Source organism: Amycolatopsis kentuckyensis (genome assembly GCF_002155975.1).
In the GTDB taxonomy this organism is placed as follows: Bacteria; Actinomycetota; Actinomycetes; order Mycobacteriales; family Pseudonocardiaceae; genus Amycolatopsis; species Amycolatopsis kentuckyensis.
Genome location: NZ_MUMI01000183.1, coordinates 1 through 19,915, shown reverse-complemented (window position 1 = coordinate 19,915; position 19,915 = coordinate 1). Strand labels below are relative to the sequence as shown.

Here is a 19,915-nt window from a genome sequence, read left to right as displayed (position 1 = left end):
TGGTCGGCGGCCGGTGGTCGACGGCCGGTGGTCGACGGCCGGTGGTCGACGGCCGGTGGTCGACGGCCGGTGGTCGGCGGCCGGTGGTCGGCGACGCAGTGGTCGGCGGCGCGGTGGCCAGCTGCCGGTGGCTAGCGGCCCGGTCGTCCGGTAACCAGTGCTCGGCGGCCGGTGAAGCGGGCCGGCCGGTCCGCGCGCGCCGCCCGCCGCCAGGCGGCCGCCGCCCGGCCCGGCCTGGTCGCGCGCCGGATCCGCTGTGCCGCAGCAATTCCCGCGTCACCGAGCCCCGGGTCACCCCCATGATCGTCCGTTCGGCCCAACCCCCGCCACACCCGCCTTTCGGCTACTGGCCACCCGCCAACGCATCCCGCTAGCATCGGCGCGGCCAGGAACGGGGAGGTCCTTGGTGCGGGGTGACCGTGACGTTTCCCGTTCGCGAAATTTCTGATTCACAGGGGGATCCATGCTGCCCGTCAAGGGTGCCTTCACCATGCCCGGAAGAGCCGGGGTGACGCTCGCCGCCGTCGCGGTGGCCGGCCTTCTCACCGCCGTTCCCGCGGCCGCCGTCACCGGGGGCAGCCCGGCCGCCGAGGGGGCCTACACCTTCGCCACCAAGATCGACGTCGGCGGGGTGCACGGCTGCAGCGGTGCCCTGGTCGCGCCGCAGTGGGTCGTCACCGCCGCCAGCTGCTTCCCCGAAAACGGCGGCCAGGCCGGTGCGCCGAAGCTCGCCACCAAGGCGATCGTCGGGCAGCGGGGCGCCGCCGGCACCCAGCGCGCCGTCGTCGACCTCCTCTTCCGGGCCGACCGCAACGTCGTCCTCGCCAAGCTGGCCGCGCCGGTCACCGGCGTCGCGCCCGTTGCCATCGGCACCGCCGCCCCGGCCCAGAACGAGGCCCTGCGCGTCGCCGGCTACGGCCGGACCGCCACCGAGTGGGTGCCCGACAAGCTCCACACCGTTCCCGTCTCCGTGCAGAGCGTCACCGGCACCACCCTCGCCGTCCTCGGCGACCCGGCGGCCGCCACCACCTGCCAGGGCGATGCCGGCGGTCCCCTGCTGCGGGAACGCAACGGCGTCGTCGAGCTCGCCGGCGTCCACCACGCCTCCTGGCAGGCCGGCTGCCTCGGCTCGACCGAAACCCGGCAGGGCACCGTCGAGACCCGCGTCGACGACATCGCGGACTGGATCGGCCTCCGCCTCCGCGGCGACGCCTACACCGCGCTGCCCACCGCCCAGCGCATCCTCGACACCCGCATCGACACCGGCGGCCACAAGAAGCCCGTCGCGGCGGGCGAATCCGTGTCCGTCGCCATCCCGGGCCTGCCGGCCGGCGCGAGCGCCGTCGCGGTCAGCTTGGTCGGCGTCGGCGGCACGTCGGGCACCTTCCTGACCGCCTACGGCGACACGCTGCCCACGACGTCCAACGTCAACCTCCCCGCCGGCCGCGCCGCCGCCGGCATGGCCGTGGTCCCGGTCGGCTCGGACGGCCGGATCAAGGTCCGCAACAACGCCGGCGACATCGACGTCATCGTCGACTACCTCGGCTACTACAGCGCCTCCGGCGAGTCGACCTACCAGCCGAAGGACAAGCCCGACCTGGTGCTCGACACCCGGACCTCGCTCGGCGGGCACCCGGGCAAGCTGACCGCGGGCGAGGTCGTGACGGTGCCGGTCCGCGGTCTGCCGGGTGTTCCCGCCGACGCCGTCGCCGTGGCCGTCACCCTCACCGGGACCGAAAGCGACTCCGGCACCTTCTTCAGCGTCTTCGCCCAGGGCAGGCCCGGCACGTCGACGCTGAACCTCGCTCCGGACGAGCACCGCGCGACCCAGTCGCTGGTGCGGATCGGCGACGACGGCGCCATCCGCATCTTCCTTGACCACGGCCAGAGCCACGTCCTGCTGTCGGTGGCCGGCGCGTTCGTCCCCGGCGACGCGGGCAGCCGGTACGCGGCGCTGAGCACACCCACCCGCCTGCTCGACACCCGCACCGGCACGGCGGCGCCGCTGGGCCAGGGTGAGACCGTCACGGTGCCGGTCCCCGGCCTGCCCTCCGGCGCGACCGCCGCGGCGCTGAACATCACCGGCACACAGCCGAGCGTCCCGACGTTCCTGTCGGCCTGGTCGCACGACCTGCCCTACAGCGGTATCCCCTCGACGGTGAACGTCATGGTGGGCGAGAACACCTCCAACTCCGCGACGGTCCGCCTCGGCTCGGGAGCGCGCTTCGACGTCCGCAACTCGGCGGGCTCGATGCACCTGGTCGTCGACCTGCAGGGCTACTACACGCGGTAGCGGGTAGAAAGGCGGCATGAGCGCTCGCGTACTGCTGCCGTGGACCGACATCGACGTGCCGGAGGGGCTCGGCGCCGCGTATTACGACGGCGTCGGCGCCCCTCCGGCCGATCTCGGGGACGTCGAGTTCTACGTGCTGCCCTACGACCGCGGGCCGGAGCCGCCGAAGCTGATCAAGGACCTGCCGTCGCTGCGGGTGGTGCAGTCGCTGTCGGCCGGCGTCGAGGCGCTCGTGCCGCTGCTGCCCGACGGCGTGCGCCTCGCGAACGGGCGCGGGCTGCACGACCTGAGCGTCGCCGAGCACGCCCTCGCGCTCATCCACGCCGCCCAGCGGGACCTGCCGCGCTGGTTCGCGCAGCAGGCGCGGGGCGAGTGGGTGCGCGAACACACCCGGTCGCTGGCCGACAGCCGGGTCCTCCTCGTCGGGTACGGCTCGATCGGGCAGGCCGTCGAACGCCAGCTGGTCGCCGCCGAAGCCGTGGTGACGCGGGTGGCGAGCCGCCCCCGTCCGGACGAGGACGTCCACGGCGTCGCGGAACTGCCCGCGCTGCTGCCTGAAGCCGACATCGTCGTGCTGATCCTGCCCGACACCCCCGCGACGCGCGGCCTCCTCGGTCCCCGCGAACTCGCCGCCCTCCCCGACGGCGCGCTGGTGATCAACGTCGGCCGCGGCACGGCGATCGACACGGACGCGCTGCTCGCCGAGACGCGCAGCGGGCGCCTGCGCGCCGGTCTCGACGTCGTGGACCCCGAACCGCTGCCCGCGGATCATCCACTGTGGACGGTTCCGGGCGTGGTCATCACCCCGCACATCGCGGGCGGGTCGGCGTCGTTCTACCCGCGCGCGAAGAAGCTCGCGGCGGAGCAGCTGCGGAGGTACGCGAACGGCGGGGAGCTGCTCAACCTCGTCGAGGTTTGAGCACGTAGACGTGCCATTCGTCGTCGACGCGGTATCCGCACCGCTCGTAGACACCCAGCGCGCGGTGCGCATTGTCGACGTCGACGTTGAGGGCCGACCGGTCGAAGCCTGCGTCCTTCGCCGCCCGGAGGGTGTGCCCCAGCAGCCCGGACGCGACGCCGCGGCCGCGCAGGGCCGCCCGGGTGCCCACCCAGGTGGCGTGGAGCTCGCGGATGCCCGTCGCTTCGGTTTCGGACGCGTAGTGGTGGCTCAGCACGAACGCCAGCACCTTGTCGTCGTTCAGGACGAGGAACGACAGCTCGGGGCGGAAGTCCTTCGAGCCGGTGACCAGGTGGCGCCAGGCCTCCGGCTCGTAGCTCGTGCTGCCCCAGTGGTCGGCGAAGGTGTCGTTGCGGGCGTCGAGCGCGGCGAGGTCGTACTCGAAGTCGAAGGGCACCGCCTCGAAGCCGTCGGGCAGCGGGGGCTGCGGCGGCAGGTCGGCGAGGCCGACGCGCATGGTGACCATCGTCCGGCCGTGCGTGTAGCCCGCGCGGGTGAGGACGCCGGCGATCCAGTGCTCGTTCTGGTGACTGCCGTAGTGCAGTTCGAGGGGCGCGTCCGGGAAAGCGCGTTCGTGAACCTCGCGGCTGACGCGCGAAAACCACTCGACCAGGTGAGTGCCGACGGCGTCGCTGCGGTGCTCCGGGTGCACGATCGACTGGAGCCGGACCATGTGGACGGGGTCGGCGGCGTCGCGGCGGCGGGCCAGGCCGTAGCCCACGAGCCGGTCGCCGGCCCAGGCACCGATGGTGGCGCGGGCCAGGTCGATGTTGGGGCCGTCCAGCTCTTCGCGGAGGTCTTCCGCGCTGAAGTGCTCACCCGTCCGGTCGACTTCCTCGGCCGCCGCGTACAGCCGGGCGAGGGCCGGAGCGTCGTCGAGGGTCAACGGGCGCCAGGTCAGGTCCATGCCGGGAGGCTAGGCCGGGCGGCGGCGCCCGCGCACCCCGATTTACCACTCCGGCCGACAGCAGGCCGCCCTCCCGTGGCACGCACCCGGTGCCACGAAGTCAGCGGCCCTGACTGTGGTCGGATCGGCCACGATCGGCACAGTACGCTCGGGGCGTGCTGGTGCTCCTCCCCCCTTCCGAGACCAAGGCCGACGGCGGCCGCGGCGGCCCGCTGGACCTCGACGCGCTGTCGTTCCCCGAGCTGAACCCGACGCGCGCGAAGCTCGCCGACGCGCTGGCCGAGCTGGCCGCCGACGTCCCGGCGAGCATCGCGGCCCTGGGTCTCACCGAGCGGCAGGCGGGCGAGGTCGCGCGCAACGCGCAGCTGCGGACGTCCCCGACGATGCCGGCGCTGCGCCGCTACACCGGCGTGCTGTACGACGCGCTGGACGTGCGGAGCTTCACGAAGGCGGGGCTGGAGAAGGCCCACCGGCGGCTGGCGGTGACGTCGTCGCTGTTCGGCGTGGTGTCGGCCACCGACCCGATCCCCGCGTACCGCCTCTCGGGCGGCAACTCGCTGCCGGCACTGGGCACCGTGCGCGGGCTGTGGAAGCCGGACCTCGAGCCGGTGCTGCAAGCGGTCGAGGGCCTGGTCGTCGACCTGCGCTCGGGCACGTACTCGGCGTTCGCCAAGCTGCGCCCGGACGCGGTGACGGTCCGGGTGGTGACGGAGAACGCCCGCGGCGAGCGCGTGACGGTGAGCCACTTCAACAAGGCGTACAAGGGCCGCCTGGCGCACGTGCTGGCGGCCACGCGCGCGGAGCCGTCCACTGTGGACCAGCTGGTGAAGGTGATCACCAAGGCGGGCTTGGTGGTCGAGCGCACCGGCGAGCACGCGCTGGAGCTGGTCACCGAGGGCTGAGGCCCGCGAACCGGTCCGGCGCGAACGGGCTCAGGTCGAAGCCCGGGTCCTCCCCCAGCGCCACCGCCGCCACCAGCTTTCCCGCGAACGGTGCGTTCGTCAGCCCGCCCGCGCCGAAGCCCGTCGACACCGCCAGGCCCGGGCGGATCGCGCCCAGCACCGGGAGGCCGTCCGGCGTTCCCGGGCGGAAGCCGACCCGGGTCTCCGCGAGAGTGGCGTCCGCCAGACCCGGCGCCACCGCCAGCGCGTGGTCCAGCACCTCGCGCTGCCCGGCCGCCGTGACGCGGTAGTCGAAGCCCGACTCCGCCTCGCGCGTCGCGCCCGCCACCACCCGGCCGCCGCCAAAGGCCAGGAGGTAGTGGCTGGTGCGGGGCAGGACCACCGGCCAGGCCGCCGTTTCCGTGCCCGGCAGGTCGAAGTGGCTGATCTGGCCGCGGTGCGGCGTCACCGGCAGATCGATTCCCAGTGGGGCCAGCAGTTCGCGGCTCCACGCGCCGGCCGCGACCACCACGCTGTCCGCTTCCAGGGGGCCGTCCGGGGTCGCCACCGTGCCGTCCGCGCGGAAGGCGACCTCGCCCTCGACGAACTTCGCGCCCCTCACCTCGGCGGCCGCCAGCAGGGCGCGGCGCAGCAGGTGGCCGTCGACGCGGCCGGCGCCCGCCAGGTGCACCGCACCCAGCCCGGGCGCCAATGCGGGGAACAGCTCGCGGGCCTGCCCCGGGTCGAGGCGCCGGACCTCGCCGATCTCGGGCGCGTCCGCCGCCCGCGCCGTCAGCCGCTCGTGGGCTTCGGCCAGCTCCGCGTCTTCGGCCGACACCACCATCCCGCCGACGACCTCGAACGACGAACCTTCGAGCTCCGCCGTGAACTCCCGGTAGTACCGGCCCGCGGCCGACGCCAGCGGGTACAGCGCGTCGTTCCAGCGCGAGGTCCAGGGACTGACGATGCCGGCGCCGGCTTCGGTCGCCGTCCCCGGGCGCGCCGCGTCCGCGACGATCACTTCCGCGCCGCGGCCCGCCAGGTGCCAGGCCGTCGCCGCGCCGCCGATTCCGCTGCCGATCACGAGCACTCGCATGCTTCCCACCCTGCCCGATCCTGCCGCGCCCGGGCCAACGGGATAACCCACGCCGATGCCCGGCCGGTCGTATGCTGCGCGCCATGCCGAGCCGTGCCGAGCGGTATTTCGCCCATCTCGACACCCTGACGGGGTCCACCGCGCCCCGGCTGCAGCCGATTCCTTCGACGCAGCCCGGACTCGACGACGTCATCTCGTTCGTCTACGTCGACGAGCCCGAGCCGCGCTACCTCACGGGCGCGACCTACGGCCTTTCGCTGGCCGACCACCCGGACTGGCACGGCGTCCGGCCGGAGCTGTGGATCAGCGTCCGGTCCGACGACCCGGTCTGGGCGCTGGCCATCGGTTACCTGGCCGAGCAGCTGCGCGGCACGTGCCCGTTCGTCTACGGCGACACCATCGACTTCGGCCAGCCGATCGCCCCGGAGTCGTCGATGACGGCGTTCGCGGTCTCGGCGCCCGCGGGCCTCGACGCCCACCAGTACACGCTGATCGACATCGGCGGCCCGCCGATCAGCATCGCGGGCTGCTACCCGGTGCACGACACCGAACGGAAGTACATCCGCGAGCACGGCATCGACGCGTTCTGGCAGCTGGACTGGGACCTGTACGACGTCCGCCGCGCGCCGGTGGTCTAGCCGGAACCACGACGCTGCACCAGCTCGCGCACCGCGGCGACGAACGCCTCGGCGTCCAGCTCGTCGTCCCACGAAGCCTGCAGCAGCAATCCCTGGTAGATGGCCACGAGCACGCGGATCACGGCGTCCGGCGCGACTTCTCCGAACGCCTCCCTCTGATCGTCGACGCCCTGGCGGGCGAGGGCGCGGATGCGGGGTTCGCGGACGGTTTCCGCCCACGCCTGCATGCCGAGGTTCCGCCGCTGCGCCGCGGCCGGTGCCGCGATCTCCCGCAAGAGGCCGAGGTAGGCGGCGAAGGGGTCCTCGGCGTTGCCCAGGCCGGCCGCACGGGACGTGTGCCATTCTCCGACGATCGCGAGGATCATGTCCTCCTTGCCGGTGAAGTACCGGTAGATCAGCCCGGCGGACAGGCCGGATTCCCGGACGATGTCCTGCATCGACGTGCGGTGGAACCCGTTGCGGGCGAAGCAGCCGGCCGCGGCATCGAGAATCTGCCGGCGGCGGCCGGCCAGGTGCTCCTCGCTGACCTTGGGCATCTACCGGACCACCGCCCACGCGATCCGGTAGAACTCGGCGGCGGGCTCGTCCCGGTGGTAGCGGGCGGCCGCGTCCTTCGCCGACAGGTCTCCCTCCAGGTCCAGACCACGTTCGGCCAGGTAGCCGGGGACGTCGGCGGGCCGGAAGCCGAACGTCCACGGCTCGCCGACCTCCGCGACCTTCCGCTGCCAGGGGACGTCGGCGCCGAGGACCGCCCGGTCGACGTAGGTGAAGATGATCGTGCTGCCGCGCGCGGTGATCGCGGCGAGGTCGCGGAAGGTCGTGTCGACGGCCTGCTCGGTGAGGTAGTTGGTGACGCCCTCCCAGACGACGGCCGTGCGTTTCGGCGGAACGCCGTCGAGGGCGGTGACGAGGCTGTCGGTCCCGAGGTCGGCGGGAACGTAGTGCACGTGCGGCCGGTCGGCGACGCGCTGCCGCTTGGCGTGCTGGGTCAGCGGGTGGTCGACCTCGTAGGTGGGCAGCCTGCCGGGGAGGCGGTGGGCGCGGCTGTCGTAGCCGGCCCCGAGCAGGAGGACCTGTTCCGGCGCCGCCTCGGTGAGCAGGTCGTCGATCAGCCGGGTGCGGGCGACGGCCGACGTGCGCGGGCCGCCCGGGTAGTGATGGTCGATGACCCGCGCGATGCCCTGGCCGAGCGGCCGGACCGCCGCGGCCCGCACGAGCCAGCGGTAGCGGGCCGGCAGGAACCGGATGGCGAGGTCGTCGGCGAAGAGCCGGTCGCGGCGCCGGGTCTCCAGCGCGCGGAACAGGGCGACGTGCTCGGCGGTTCGGCTGGGTGAACGCATGCGGCCCAGCATAGCGAATGAACGTTCATTTTTTTATGAGGCACGTACCCCGGCCCTGGTTCGATACGGCTCAGGCCCGGTAGGCGGCCGCCGCGATCCGGGCGAACGAGCGGATCAGCGGGCTCGCGTCGCCGTCCTGCCACGCGACCACCACCGGATTCGGGGCCAGGCCGGTCAACGGCACCACGACCAGCTCCCCCGGCGGCCGGTGGCCGAGCGGCATCAGCCCGACCGTGCCGTTCCACAGCACGGCCTGCAGGCATTCCTGGACCGCCCGCACCACCGGACCTTCGCGGGGTTCGCCGCCGTGCCAGTACGCCTGCCAGACCGGGTCGGTGCCGTCGGGGAACCGGAACCAGCGCCGTCCGGCCAGGTCGGCGAGCGCGAGGTGGTGGCGGCCGGCCAGCGGGTCGTCGGCGCGCAGCACCGCGCCCACCGGGTCGGCGCGCAGCTCGTGCACCGTCAGGCCGGTCTCGTCGAACGGCCCGCGGGTCAGCGCGACGTCGACGAGCCCGGCCCGCAGCCCGCAGGTCGGGTCGGTGAGGTCGGCGTCGCGGACGCGGACCTCGACGTCCGGGTGCTGCCGCCGGTAGGCGTCGGCGAGGCGGGTCGCGGCCGGGTCGGCACCGTCGCCGAGGATGCCGACGGTCAGGGTCGGCACGCCCGCCGCCGTGGCCACCCGCACGCGGGCCTGGTCGGCCTGGTCGAGCAGCGCCCGCGCCTCGGCCAGCAGCGCCGTGCCCGCCGGGGTGAGCGTGACGCCCGCGGCCGACCGCAGCAGCAGGACGGCCCCGACGTCGGTTTCCAGCTGCTTGATCGCCCGGCTCAACGGCGGCTGGCTCATGTGCAGCCGCGCCGCGGCCCGGCCGAAGTGGAGTTCCTCGGCGACCGCGACGAAGTACCGCAGCGTGCGCAGCTCCATGACCGGCGACGATATTCGCCCGGTATCGGCGCCACCGAACCGGTCTTGGACGGCGGTGGACGAGCGGCGGTGGAATCGAGGGCATGACCGAACCGACCGATCCCGCCGTGCGCGTTTCCGGCGCCCGGGAGATCGCCCCCGACCTGCTGGTGATCCCGAACGACCACGTCGACCTGGTGCCCAACATCGGCGTCGTCGGCGGCACCGAAGCCGTCCTGGTCGTCGACACGGGCATCGGCACCGCCAACGCGGCGCAGGTGCTCGCCTTCGCGCGCGAAGTGGCGAAGGGCCGGCGCCTGTACCTGACCACGACGCACTTCCACCCCGAGCACGCGTTCGGCGCGCAGGTGTTCGCCGGCGAAGCCACCTACCTGGTCAACCGCGCCCAGGCCGAGGACCTGGCCACCCGGGGCCCGGGCTACCTGGAGATGTTCCGCGGCCTGGGCGAGACGATCGCCCGCCGCCTCGACGGCGTCAGCGTGCCCACCCCCGACGTGGTCTACGACGAGCACACGCTCGACCTCGGCGGCCGGACCGTCCGGCTGCGGCCCACGGGCCGCGGGCACACCGCCGGCGACCAGGTCGTCGAGGTCCCGGACGCCGGCGTCCTGTTCACCGGCGACCTGGCCGAGACCGGGCAGTTCGCGATCTTCCCGTGGTTCCCGCCGCACGACACGGACGTCTCGGGCGTGGACTGGCTCGCGGTGATGGACCGGCTGGTATCGGCCCGGCCCCGGGTGGTCGTGCCGGGCCACGGCGACATCGGCGGGCTGCCGGTGCTCACCGACGTCCGCGACTACCTGCGCGAACTCCGCGACGAGACCTGGCGGCGCCGCGACTCCGCGATGGACACCGGGCAGCTGGTCGAGGAGGTCCGGGCGGTGCTCGTCGAGCGCCACCCCGAGTGGACGGGCCGGGAGTGGATCGAGCCGGGCATCGGTTGTCTCTGCGCGGAAGACGGCGTCACGGCGTGACGAGCCACTCGACGATCGCGCGCGAGATGGCGCCGCCGGCCCGCTCGTCGTAGCCCTCGAAGCACGGCATCGAGTTGGCCTCCAGGAAGAACCACTCCCCGGTGGCACGCTCGATCTTGAAGTCGACGCCCAGCAAGGGGACACGGCAGTGGGCGGTCAGCCGCGCGCAGCCCTCGGCGATCTCCGGAGGCGGAACCAGCGGGCGGTAGTCGTTGACGCCCCGGACGGTCCGGTAGTCGAGCACCGGCGAGTCGATCAGCTCGCCGAACGACCGGTCGCCCACGACGTGGATCCGCACGTCCGGCCCGACGATCCGCTCCTGGAACAGCACCGGCAGGTGGACGAGCCGCGGCAGCCGGGACTCGTGGTGCGGCTCGAAGACCGTCGCCCACGTCTTCGTGGCGCTGGCGCCCTTGAAGATCGCCCCGGTGCGGCAGCCGCGGACGAAGTCCAGCGCCTCCTGCGGGTCCGACGTGAGGCAGGTTTCCGGGATCTGCCAGCCGCCGGCTTCGCCGAGGGTCACCGCGTGCAGCAGCTTGGTGAAGCCCGACGCTTCACGCAGCGGCGGGTTCATCACCTTGGCGGGCACGAATTCGAGGATCCGCGCCAGCGCCTCGGTCTGGCCCGCCGAGGCCGCGGCCAGTTCGGCCGTGGGCGCGGCGGAGGCGACCTCCACGAGCCGGCACCAGACGGCGGAGAAATCCCCGGCCCGGTGGGTTTCGCCGGCCAGCGACACGACGGTATCGGCCGGGTTCTCCAAGGGGATCCGGATGCTGCCGCGCATCGCCAGCGAGGGCAGATCGACCGGCCGGAACGCGACTCCCGCTCCGCGCAGCGCCCGCAGCCCGGCCGTGAAGGTCGGGTCGGCCGCGACGCCGAGGCAGAGGATCACGAGGCGAGTCCGGCCAGCAGGGCCGCGTAGACCTGGTCCTCGCAGTCCGGGAACAGGTCGTGCCCCGGCCAGCACGAGACGTCGGCCAGCCGCGGAACACCGGCGCCCGGCTCCACCCGGAAGTCGGCGAACACCGGCCCCCGCCTGCGGATCCAAGCGACGATCGGGGCCACCCGGGCCGCACGCGCCGGTTCCTCGTCGCCGGAGCGGAGGTCTTCGAGGCGGGCGGCGCACCGGGATCCAGCACCGTCCACTCGGGAATCCGGAACACCTCCCGCCCCGGCGCCGAACCGTCGTTGAGGATCACCGTGCGCGGCGGCTCGACGACCCCGGCCACAGCGAGCTCCAGCGGGTCCAGGCGCGCCGAGAACCCGTGCTCCGAGGGCCGGTTGACGACCGGCCCCGGCCACCGGGCGACGGCAGACCAGAACGCCGCGCAGGTCTCGGCCGCGGCGAAGGCGCGGTCCGGGTCCGGCTCGTCACCCCAGCCGCCGATTCCGCGGTTGAGGACGCCGGTCACCTCGGCGCCGTCGTACGTCAGCCGCGCCCGACAGGTCCGCTCGCGGGTGGCCCGCACCAAGACGCCGACCCGGCCGAACCCGTGCGCGACGACCGCCGGAAACCCCTGCGAGGTCGCGAAAGCGGCGAACCGGGCCGCCGTCTCGTCCACGTCCGGGGCGATGACCAGGAGCGTCACCGGCCGCTGGTTTCCCAGACCTCGAGGGCCGCCGCGACCTGCCAGGCGGTTCGCGCCAGCTCGTCGGCCACCGCGGGCCGCGCGTCGGCCGGGATGAACGGGTCGCCGGGCGGAACGGTTCCGTCCTCGCCGTCAGCGGACCCGGCCGGCATACCGCTCCATCATTTCGGTGGTTTCGGAGTTCTCGCTGGTTTCCGTCATCTCGGAACGCTCGGAGGTCTCGCTGCCCTCGGTGCCTTCCTTTCCTTCGGAATTCTCGCTGCTCTCGGAACCTTCGGTCCCGTACCGCGACACTTCGGGCATTCCGCTGCCCGTCGCCACGCCGAGGTAGCTCGCCACGCGCTTTCTGATCTCGAGCGGGAAATCCGTGAACGAAACGTCATCGATCATCTCGGCCCTCCGGCACCGGCGCCCTCCGCCACTGGCGATTTCATGGGAACACCAGGCGGATCCGGGTGTCAACGCCGCCCCGGGCGATGCACCTGCTTGGGGCAGCGCCGATTCCCCGGAAACCCGTGTCCTTTTCACCGGATACGGGCCACGGGCATTTCCGGATCACCGATTACGCTCGGGCGCCGAGCACCGCCATTGCCGCGTTGTGGCCGGGGATGCCGCTGACACCACCTCCCCTCGCGGCACCCGCACCACAAAGCAGGATGCGTTCGTGGGCGGTCTCGACGCCCCAGCGGCCGGCCTGGGCCGGATCTTCCGCGTACGGCCACGACAGGTCCCGGTGGAAGATGTGCCCCGCCGGAAGGCCCAGCTCGGCTTCCAGGTCCAGCGGGGTTTTCGCTTCCACACAGGGCCTGCCGTCCGGCGCGGTCAGCAGGCACTCCTCGATCGGCTCGGCCAGCACGCTGTTCAGCGAAGCCAGCGTCGCGCGCAACGCCGCTTCGCGTGCCTCTTCGTTGCGCCCCTCGAAGAGGCGTGCCGGCATGTGCAGGCCGAACAGGGTGAGGGTGTGCGTGCCGGCCGAGCGTTCGGCCGGGCCGAGGATCGACGGATCCGTGAGCGAGTGGCAATAGATTTCGCAGGGCGGCAGCGTGGGGATCCCGCCCGCCGCCGCCTCGCGGTACGCCGCTTCCAGCTGGCTGAAGGTCTCGTTGACGTGGAAGGTGCCCCCGAACGCGTCGGCCGGATCGACGTCCGGGTCACGCAGCCTCGGCAGCCGCGTCAGCACCATGTTCACCTTCAGCTGTGCGCCTTCCGGGCGCTCCGCCGGTTCCTCGCCCAGCAGCCGCGCGAGCGTCGCCGGCGCGACGTTCGCGAGGACGTGCCCGCCCCGGACGACGAGTTCGGTGTCGTCACGCCGGTAACGCACCTCGCCGTCCGGGTCGATCGACAGCACTTCCGCACCGGTCATCAGGCGCGCGCCCGCCGCGGCGGCGACCGCCGCGAGCGAACGGGTGACCGCGCCCATGCCGCCGACCGGGACGTCCCAGTCGCCGGTGCCGTTGCCGATCACGTGGTAGAGCAGGCACCGGTTCTGCCGCAGGTCCTCGCCGTCCGCCGGGGCGAACGTGCCGATCAGCGCGTCGGTGAGCACCACGCCGCGCACCGTGTCGTCGACGAACCACGATGTGAGCGCTTCGCCGATCGGCCGCTCGAACAGCAGGGACCACGCCTCGGCGTCGCCGACGCGCTCGCGGAAGTCCACTTCGGACAGAAGCGGCTCGGTGAGCGTCCCGAACGCGCGCCCGGCGACGCGCCCGGTCAGCTCGTAGAACCGCTGCCAGGCCGAGAAGTCCGAGGTGGACCCGGTGACCGCCCGGAACGACGACGCCGTCCGGACGGCGTCGTCGTTGTCGACAAGGAGACCGGAGCCGCCCGACGGGGTGTAGGACGACATCCGGCGCCGTCGCAGCTCCACGTCGAGGCCGAGGTCGGCCACGATCTTCTTCGGCAGCAGGCTGACCAGGTACGAGTAGCGCGAAAGCCGGACGTCCACGCCCTCGAACGCGCGGAACGAGACGGCGGCGCCACCGGTCTCTTCCCGCCGTTCGAGCACGAGCACCGACCGGCCCGCCCGCGCCAGGTACGCGGCCGCCACCAGGCCGTTGTGCCCGCCGCCGACGATCACCACGTCGTAGCTGTTCATCCGCCGTCCTTCCTGGTTCGGCCTGCCCGTTCATCGTGACCACGCCGCCGGGGCGAATTCAAGGAAACGTCACAAATACTCCGTTCGCGGCGCTCCCCGAAAATCCGGTTGCGCGGCCGCGGATCGCTCCGGCATCCTGGGCGCAGCCGGCAGGGAGCCGGTGTGGTGAGAACGGGAGGTGCCTGTCGTGATGACTGTCCGGGCCCTTTCGCGCCCTCACCCACCCGCCCCCCGAGGCTGACCACGCGCCCGGTGGGGCATCCCTGATCGAGGAGAAACCCACCAGTGCGCCAGCACGACTTCGAAGATTTCGACCTGTTCGACGACCAGCCCACCCGCCGCCAAGCGCGTTCGCGCCGCCGCGGGCGGTTCGACGAACCGGAACCCACGCGCAGCGGCCGGCTGACCGAAGCCGAACGCGTCCGGCTCGCGAAACTACGGGACGACGCCTACACCGAAAACCAGCTGCCCGACGGCGCCGACCGCTGGTCCACCTGGGACGACGCCGAGCACGGCCCGCTCCCCCGGCCGGACTGGGTGGTCACCGAGCTCGCCGCGGTCGACACCGACCTCGGCGTGCTCAAGACCGGCAAGGAGGCCGACGTCCACCTCCTGCGGCGCGGGCTGCCCGGCACGCCGGGCACGCTGCTCGCCGCGAAGCGCTACCGCAGCGACGAGCACAAGCTGTTCCACCGCGACGCGGGCTACCTCGAAGGACGGCGGATGCGCCGGTCCCGCGAGATGCGCGCGATGACGCAGCGCAGCGCGTTCGGCCGCAACCTCATCGCCGAACAGTGGGCGGTCGCGGAGTTCGCCGCGCTGAGTCGCCTGTGGACGCTCGGCGCGCCGGTGCCCTACCCGGTGCAGCGGGGGGGAACGGAACTGCTGCTCGAGTTCCTCGGCGAGGAGGACGGCACCGCCGCGCCCCGGCTGGCCCAGGTCCGCCCGGACGCCGGCGAGCTGAAGGACCTGTGGTTCCAGGCCACCGCCGCGCTCGAGCTGCTCGCCTCCGAGGGGCTCGCGCACGGCGACCTCTCGGCGTACAACCTGCTCGTGCACCGGGGCAGGCTGATGGTGATCGACCTGCCCCAGGTCGTCGACGTCGTGGCCAACCCCGCCGGCGTCGAGTTCCTGGCGCGGGACGTGCGCAACCTGGCCGGGTGGTTCCACGGGCGCGGTCTCGGCGAGCACGTCACGAACACCGGAGAGCTGCTGGCCGAGCTCGTTTCGGCGGCCGGTCTCGGCTGATTCCGGGGCGGCGTCGCGGCCGTGGTGCGGAACACGACTGCGACGCCGCCCACAACCGGTGACCTCAATGCGTAGTCCCAGCTCCGGCTCGGGTACAGTGAGTACAGACCGCAACCGGCGGCGTGGATGAGTTGGTGTCCGTCGCCTCCAGAGCCACCGAATGGCTCGCGGTGATCCGTAACCCAAGCGGCGCGCAGTGTCGGCAAGCGATGACACGGTGTGCCGGGTCCGTCCCTGTGAACGCCCATCGCACACCATCTTGCCCTGCCTGCGCGCGGGCTGCCCGGGCCTCCCTTGCGACGAACCACGTCCGAGAGGCATTTGTGACCGTCACGTTCAACTCCGGCCCTTCCTCGACGTCCGCTCACGCGGGCCGTCCCGACCGCAAGCCGCGCACCCGCCCGGCCGGCGGCGACATGCTGCGCGACGACGCGGTCGAGCTCGTGGCCACCAAGACCTTCGCCCAGCTGGGCCTGCCGGAGCCGCTGCTCCGCGCGCTCAGCGAGGCGGGCATCAACAGCCCGTTCCCGATCCAGTCCGCGACCATCCCGGACGCCCTGGCCGGCCGCGACGTGCTGGGCCGCGCCCAGACCGGCTCCGGCAAGACCCTCGCCTTCGGCCTGGCCATGCTGGCCCGGCTCGCCGACGGCAAGGCCCGTCCGAAGCGCCCCCGCGCGCTGATCCTGGTCCCGACCCGCGAGCTGGCCATGCAGGTCGCCGACTCGCTGACCCCGCTGGCCAAGTCGCTCGGCCTGTGGTGCCGCACGGCCGTCGGCGGCATGGCCTTCGCCCGCCAGGCGGACGCCCTGTCCCGCGGCGTCGACCTGCTGATCGCCACGCCGGGCCGGCTGTCGGACCACGTCCGCCAGGGCACCGCGCACCTGGGCGACTGCAACTTCATCGCCCTCGACGAGGCCGACCAGATGGCGGACATGGGCTTCATGCCGCAGGTCCGCGAGATCATGGACCTCACCCCTCCGGGTGGCCAGCGGCTGCTGTTCTCCGCGACCCTCGACGGTGACGTCAACCGCCTGGTCCGGCAGTACCTGACCGACCCGGTCACGCACTCGGTCGCGCCGTCGACCGCCAGCGTGACGACCATGGACCACCACGTGCTCCAGGTCTCGCACCAGGACAAGCAGGACGTCATCACGCAGATCGGCGCCCGCGACGGCCGCACGATCATGTTCGTGCGCACCAAGCACCACGTCGACCGCCTCGCCGAGCGCCTGCGCGAGCAGGGCGTGAACGCGGCGGCCCTGCACGGTGGGAAGACGCAGGGACAGCGCAACCGCGTCCTCGCCGACTTCAAGGAAGGCCACACCCCGGTGCTGGTCGCCACGGACGTCGCCGCGCGCGGCATCCACGTCGACGACATCTCGCTGGTGCTGCACGTCGACCCGGCCGCCGACCACAAGGACTACCTGCACCGCGCGGGCCGCACGGCGCGCGCCGGGGCGTCCGGCGTCGTCGTCACGGTGGCGACGCACGACCAGCGCCGGATGGTCCGCCGGCTGACCGACCGCGCCGGCGTGCGCGCGGAGTCGACCACGGTCCGCCCGGGCGACGCCGAACTGTCCCGCATCACCGGTGCCAAGGAGCCCAGCGGTGAGCCGGTCGTCGAGCGGCGGCGCGAGAGCCCGCGGCGCGGCGGCGGTGGCGGCGGTTACCGCGGCGACCGCGGCTTCGGCGGCTCGAACCGTGGCGGCGAGCGCGGCGGCTACAGCCGTGGCGGCGAGCGCAGCCACACCGGCGGCGACCGTGACCGCGGCGGCGAGCGTGGTGGCGAGCGCGGCGGTTACCGCGGTGGCGACCGCGAAGGCCGTCCCGGTGGCTTCGGCGGCCGCGGCCGTCAGCCCCGCTCGGGCAACGGCGGTGGCTACGGCCGCCCGAGCCGTGGCCCGCGTCGCGGCTACGACAGCTGATCGTCCTCTTTCGGAAGCCCCGGACCACGCGGTCCGGGGCTTCCGGCGTTTCCCGCCCCGCTTGGCGGGCCGTCGGGGCCCGGATGGGAGACTGCGGGACGTGACTACGCCGCCGACGCCCCCGCCCGACGAGGTTTTCGACTGGCTCGACGCCGAGGCGGAGAAGCGGGCGAACGCGGGACTCGTGCGGCAGCTGCGGCCGCGTCCCGCGCAGGCCGACGAGCTGGACCTGGCCGGCAACGACTACCTCGGGCTGGCCCGCGACAAGCGCGTCGCCGGGGCCGCCGCGGCCGCCGCGCTGCGCTGGGGCGCCGGGTCGACCGGGTCCCGGCTGGTCACCGGATCGACCGAGCTGCACACCGAGCTGGAGCTGGAGCTCGCCCGGTTCTGCGGCGCACAGGCGGCGCTCGTGTTCTCCTCGGGCTTCACCGCGAACCTCGGCGCGGTGACGGCGCTGTCCGGGTCCGAGTCGGCGATCGTCACCGACAAGTACATCCACGCGTCGCTGATCGAGGGCTGCCGGCTGTCGCGGGCCGACGTCGCCGCGGTCGCGCACTCGACGCCGTCGGCGATCAAGCACGCGCTGGCGACCCGGCGCAAGCCGCGGGCGCTGGTGGTCACGGACTCGGTGTTCTCGGTCGACGGCGACCTCGCCCCGCTCGAGGAGCTGGCGGGAATCTGCCGTTCGCACGGCGCCGCGCTGCTGGTCGACGACGCGCACGGCTTCGGCGTCCTGGGCGAAGGCGGCCGCGGGGCGGTCCACGCGGCCGGGCTTTCGGGCGCGCCCGACGTCGTCACGACGTTGACGCTGTCGAAGTCCCTCGGCGCTCAGGGCGGCGCGGTGGTGGGGCCGCGCCGGGTGATCAAGCACCTGGTCGATACGGCACGCAGCTTCATCTTCGACACCGCGTTGGCACCCGCGAGCGCCGCGGCCGCGCTGGCGGCGTTGCACGCGCTGAAGGAAGAGCCGGGGCTGGCGGGGAAGGTGCTCGAGAACGCGGGCAACCTGGCGATGTCGCTGAAGGCGAACGGGTTGAAGGCGAGCGTGCCGGACGCCGCCGTGATCTCGGTGCAGGCGCCGTCCGCGGAGACGGCGGTGGCGTGGGCCGCGGCGTGCGCGGAGCAGGGCATCCGCGTCGGGTGCTTCCGGCCGCCGTCGGTGCCGGACGGGATCTCGCGGCTGCGGCTGACCGCGCGGGCCGACCTCACGGAGTCCGATGTGGACCGTGCGGTGAAGGTGATCACCGCGACGGCCCCACCGGGTGCGCTCGCCTGAGCGGCGGACGTCAGGGGCGGCGGCGCATCTTGATGTGCGGGATTCCGTCGTCGTCGGTGTATTCCGGGCCTTCCGCGACGAAGCCGTAGCGCGCGTAGAAGCCCTGGACGTACGTCTGGGCGTCGAGGACGTACTCGCCCGGGACGGTCAGGGCCGCGTCCATCAGGCGGGCCGCCAAGCCGGCGCCGCGGGCGGGCGCCGCCGTCACCACGCGGCCGATGCGGCGGATGCCGCCCGGGTCGAGCAGGACCCGCAGGTACGCCAGGACCGCGCCCCCGCCCTCGAACCAGAGGTGGCGGGTGTCCGGGAGCAGGTCACGGCCGTCGAGCTCCGGGTACGCGGCCTTCTGCTCCACGACGAACACGTCGACGCGCAGGCGGAGGATGTCGTGCAGCTGGGCGGCGGTCAGCTCGGGACCGGTCGCGTCGTGCAGGGTCGGCATACTCCCTGCTTAGCACGCTCAGCCGAGGAGGCGGGGCTTGGCCTGGGCCTCGATGTCGTCGGCGTACGCCGAGACGCGCGTGTAGACGCCCGGCCTGTTCGCCTTCGCGCAGCCGTCGCCGAAGGAGACGATGCCGATCAGCGTGTCGCCGACCACGAGCGGGCCGCCGGAATCGCCCTGGCAGGCGTCGACGCCGCCCTCGGCGTAGCCCGCGCACACCATGGTGCGCTGGTCGTAGACGTCGTAGTCGGCGCGGCATTCGCTGTCCGAGACCACCGGGACCTCGGCGCTGCGCAGGTAGTCGGAGCGGGCGCCGCCGTCGGCGATGCGGCCCCAGCCGAGCACGGTCGCCTGGGTGCCCTTCGCGTACAGCCCGGCGTCGCCACTGCCGGGCAGCTTCGCGGGCCGGTAGTCGAACTGGCCGCGGACGCTCAGCACCGCGACGTCGCCGCCCTTCGTCGGGTCGGAGTAGCCCTGGGCGACCCAGACCTTCGAGACGCCGAGGACCTGGCCGTCACCCGTGCGCTTGTCCTCGCGGCCGGCGACGACGCGGATGTCCTGCTTCGCCACCGCCTTCGCGCAGTGCGCCGCCGTCGCCACCGACGTGGAACTCACGATCACCGCGCCGCAGAACTGGTTGCCGCCCGCGTCGGTCAGGTACACCGCGTACGGGTGGTCGGAGAGGGATGCCCGGTTGCCGCCGACGATCCGCGCCTGGTTGCCCGACCCGGTGGCGCCCGAATCCGCCGCCGCCGTGCCCACCACGACCGGGACGGCGACCGCGGCGACCGCGAGGAGTGCGCCGCTCGCGAACAGCAGGGATCGGCGGGACTTCACGGACATGGGTCTTCCCCTTTTCGACGCAGCACGGAGCTAAGCACTCGGCACCCGGACAACTCCGGTGCGTGAACGACGTGCGCTCAATACCCTAAGCCGAGGGGGCCCAAAACGGTGTCACTGGAACGGGTGGTCTCCGGCTCCGGCCGTCTCTGCCAAGCTGACCGGATGTGGCGGACGGCGGCGGCGTGGGCGGCACTGGCCCTCACCCTGAGTGCCTGCGCACCGGAAGCGCCGCCGCCCGCACCGGCGCCGGCGACCAGCCCGGCGAGCCCGACAAGCCCCGCAGGCCCGGGCAGCCCGACGAGCGCGGCGGCCGCGCCGTCGACGACGTCGAGCGCGCCCGCCGTCACCTGGCAGGTGGGTGCCCGGCCGCTCCCCCGCCGTCCCGACGGCTTCGGCGAGGTCGAGCCGACGCCACCCGAACTGGTGAATCGGGCACTTCCGACAAAAGACCTCCTGCCGCCGCCCGCGGGCACCGCGTACGCGTC

The 19,915-nt window shown here is 73.4% G+C and carries 20 protein-coding genes and 2 pseudogenes; 9 read left to right on the top strand and 13 right to left on the bottom strand.

Features of this window, described 5'->3' with window-relative positions:
- Window positions 1–301: pseudogene (locus CCN39_RS51080) on the bottom strand (hypothetical protein); the annotation flags it as partial.
- Window positions 302–463: 162 nt separating this feature from the next.
- On the opposite strand from CCN39_RS51080, the gene CCN39_RS18525 reads away from it, so the two are divergent.
- Window positions 464–2,293: a S1 family peptidase gene (locus CCN39_RS18525; RefSeq protein ID WP_086843628.1), complete on the top strand. Its 1,830-nt coding sequence runs from the start codon at window positions 464–466 to the stop codon at window positions 2,291–2,293.
- A 16-nt stretch (window positions 2,294–2,309) separates the two neighbouring features.
- Window positions 2,310–3,212, top strand: a complete 903-nt coding sequence (locus tag CCN39_RS18520; protein WP_086843626.1) for a 2-hydroxyacid dehydrogenase — start codon at window positions 2,310–2,312, stop codon at window positions 3,210–3,212.
- Here CCN39_RS18520 and CCN39_RS18515 read toward each other — a convergent pair.
- On the bottom strand, window positions 3,193–4,158 hold the full coding sequence (locus CCN39_RS18515) for a GNAT family N-acetyltransferase (RefSeq protein WP_086843624.1): 966 nt from the start codon (window positions 4,156–4,158) through the stop codon (window positions 3,193–3,195). The two genes, CCN39_RS18520 and CCN39_RS18515, sit on opposite strands and share 20 nt — an antisense overlap.
- Before the next feature lie 155 nt (window positions 4,159–4,313).
- Between CCN39_RS18515 and yaaA the strand changes: the two genes are divergently transcribed.
- Window positions 4,314–5,060 carry a peroxide stress protein YaaA gene (gene yaaA, locus CCN39_RS18510; RefSeq protein ID WP_086843622.1) on the top strand — a complete coding sequence of 249 codons (747 nt, stop codon included), beginning with the start codon at window positions 4,314–4,316 and terminating at the stop codon, window positions 5,058–5,060.
- On the opposite strand, the gene CCN39_RS18505 is transcribed toward yaaA, so the two are convergent.
- Window positions 5,047–6,135: an NAD(P)/FAD-dependent oxidoreductase gene (locus CCN39_RS18505; protein ID WP_208630265.1), complete on the bottom strand. Its 1,089-nt coding sequence runs from the start codon at window positions 6,133–6,135 to the stop codon at window positions 5,047–5,049. The genes yaaA and CCN39_RS18505 overlap by 14 nt on opposite strands.
- An 83-nt stretch (window positions 6,136–6,218) precedes the next feature.
- On the opposite strand from CCN39_RS18505, the gene CCN39_RS18500 reads away from it, so the two are divergent.
- Window positions 6,219–6,773, top strand: a complete 555-nt coding sequence (locus CCN39_RS18500; RefSeq protein ID WP_244210857.1) for a suppressor of fused domain protein — start codon at window positions 6,219–6,221, stop codon at window positions 6,771–6,773.
- Here the strand turns inward: CCN39_RS18500 and CCN39_RS18495 are convergent.
- From CCN39_RS18495 to CCN39_RS18485, 3 genes are all read right to left on the bottom strand, one after another.
- Window positions 6,770–7,309 (bottom strand): TetR/AcrR family transcriptional regulator, encoded by a 540-nt coding sequence (locus tag CCN39_RS18495; RefSeq protein ID WP_086843616.1) that lies wholly within the window; start codon window positions 7,307–7,309, stop codon window positions 6,770–6,772. The genes CCN39_RS18500 and CCN39_RS18495 overlap by 4 nt on opposite strands.
- Complete coding sequence (locus CCN39_RS18490) at window positions 7,310–8,113, bottom strand: class I SAM-dependent methyltransferase (RefSeq protein WP_086843630.1); 804 nt, start codon at window positions 8,111–8,113, stop codon at window positions 7,310–7,312. It abuts the gene before it with no gap.
- A 70-nt stretch (window positions 8,114–8,183) separates the two neighbouring features.
- Window positions 8,184–9,035 (bottom strand): LysR family transcriptional regulator, encoded by an 852-nt coding sequence (locus CCN39_RS18485; protein ID WP_086843614.1) that lies wholly within the window; start codon window positions 9,033–9,035, stop codon window positions 8,184–8,186.
- Between the two features lie 83 nt (window positions 9,036–9,118).
- On the opposite strand from CCN39_RS18485, the gene CCN39_RS18480 reads away from it, so the two are divergent.
- Entirely contained in the window at window positions 9,119–10,009 is an 891-nt protein-coding gene (locus CCN39_RS18480; protein ID WP_086843612.1) for an MBL fold metallo-hydrolase, read from the top strand.
- On the opposite strand, the gene CCN39_RS18475 is transcribed toward CCN39_RS18480, so the two are convergent.
- The 5 genes from CCN39_RS18475 to CCN39_RS18460 all read right to left on the bottom strand — a co-directional run bounded on the left by CCN39_RS18475 (window position 9,999) and on the right by CCN39_RS18460 (window position 13,696).
- Window positions 9,999–10,901 carry an MvdC/MvdD family ATP grasp protein gene (locus CCN39_RS18475; RefSeq protein WP_086843610.1) on the bottom strand — a complete coding sequence of 301 codons (903 nt, stop codon included), beginning with the start codon at window positions 10,899–10,901 and terminating at the stop codon, window positions 9,999–10,001. The genes CCN39_RS18480 and CCN39_RS18475 overlap by 11 nt on opposite strands.
- Window positions 10,898–11,155, bottom strand: coding sequence for a hypothetical protein (locus tag CCN39_RS51790; RefSeq protein ID WP_244210856.1), 258 nt, complete (start codon window positions 11,153–11,155; stop codon window positions 10,898–10,900). Before CCN39_RS51790 ends, CCN39_RS18475 begins: the two co-directional genes overlap by 4 nt.
- Window positions 11,156–11,594: 439 nt before the next feature.
- Window positions 11,595–11,750: a hypothetical protein gene (locus CCN39_RS50190; RefSeq protein WP_158104525.1), complete on the bottom strand. Its 156-nt coding sequence runs from the start codon at window positions 11,748–11,750 to the stop codon at window positions 11,595–11,597.
- Window positions 11,731–11,988, bottom strand: coding sequence for a hypothetical protein (locus CCN39_RS18465; RefSeq protein ID WP_086843608.1), 258 nt, complete (start codon window positions 11,986–11,988; stop codon window positions 11,731–11,733). Before CCN39_RS18465 ends, CCN39_RS50190 begins: the two co-directional genes overlap by 20 nt.
- 172 nt (window positions 11,989–12,160) lie before the next feature.
- Window positions 12,161–13,696, bottom strand: coding sequence for a phytoene desaturase family protein (locus CCN39_RS18460; protein ID WP_086843606.1), 1,536 nt, complete (start codon window positions 13,694–13,696; stop codon window positions 12,161–12,163).
- A 285-nt stretch (window positions 13,697–13,981) separates the two neighbouring features.
- Here CCN39_RS18460 and CCN39_RS18455 point away from each other — a divergent pair, with 285 nt between their 5' ends.
- From CCN39_RS18455 to CCN39_RS18445, 3 genes are all read left to right on the top strand, one after another.
- The gene (locus tag CCN39_RS18455; RefSeq protein ID WP_086843604.1) at window positions 13,982–14,944 is read left to right on the top strand and encodes an RIO1 family regulatory kinase/ATPase domain-containing protein; all 963 of its coding nucleotides are present in this window, start codon (window positions 13,982–13,984) and stop codon (window positions 14,942–14,944) included.
- A gap of 323 nt (window positions 14,945–15,267) precedes the next feature.
- A complete protein-coding gene (locus tag CCN39_RS18450; protein WP_086843602.1) occupies window positions 15,268–16,869 on the top strand; it encodes a DEAD/DEAH box helicase in 1,602 nt (533 codons plus the stop codon).
- A 100-nt stretch (window positions 16,870–16,969) separates the two neighbouring features.
- The gene (locus CCN39_RS18445) at window positions 16,970–18,145 is read left to right on the top strand and encodes an 8-amino-7-oxononanoate synthase (RefSeq protein ID WP_086843600.1); all 1,176 of its coding nucleotides are present in this window, start codon (window positions 16,970–16,972) and stop codon (window positions 18,143–18,145) included.
- 10 nt (window positions 18,146–18,155) lie between these two features.
- Here the strand turns inward: CCN39_RS18445 and CCN39_RS18440 are convergent, their stop codons facing one another.
- Together CCN39_RS18440 and CCN39_RS18435 are read right to left on the bottom strand one after the other, a co-directional pair.
- Window positions 18,156–18,587: a GNAT family N-acetyltransferase gene (locus CCN39_RS18440; protein WP_086843598.1), complete on the bottom strand. Its 432-nt coding sequence runs from the start codon at window positions 18,585–18,587 to the stop codon at window positions 18,156–18,158.
- Window positions 18,588–18,605: 18 nt separating this feature from the next.
- Window positions 18,606–19,430, bottom strand: coding sequence for a S1 family serine peptidase (locus CCN39_RS18435; RefSeq protein ID WP_086843596.1), 825 nt, complete (start codon window positions 19,428–19,430; stop codon window positions 18,606–18,608).
- Between the two features lie 162 nt (window positions 19,431–19,592).
- On the opposite strand from CCN39_RS18435, the pseudogene CCN39_RS51785 reads away from it, so the two are divergent.
- Window positions 19,593–19,915: pseudogene (locus tag CCN39_RS51785) on the top strand (M15 family metallopeptidase); the annotation flags it as partial.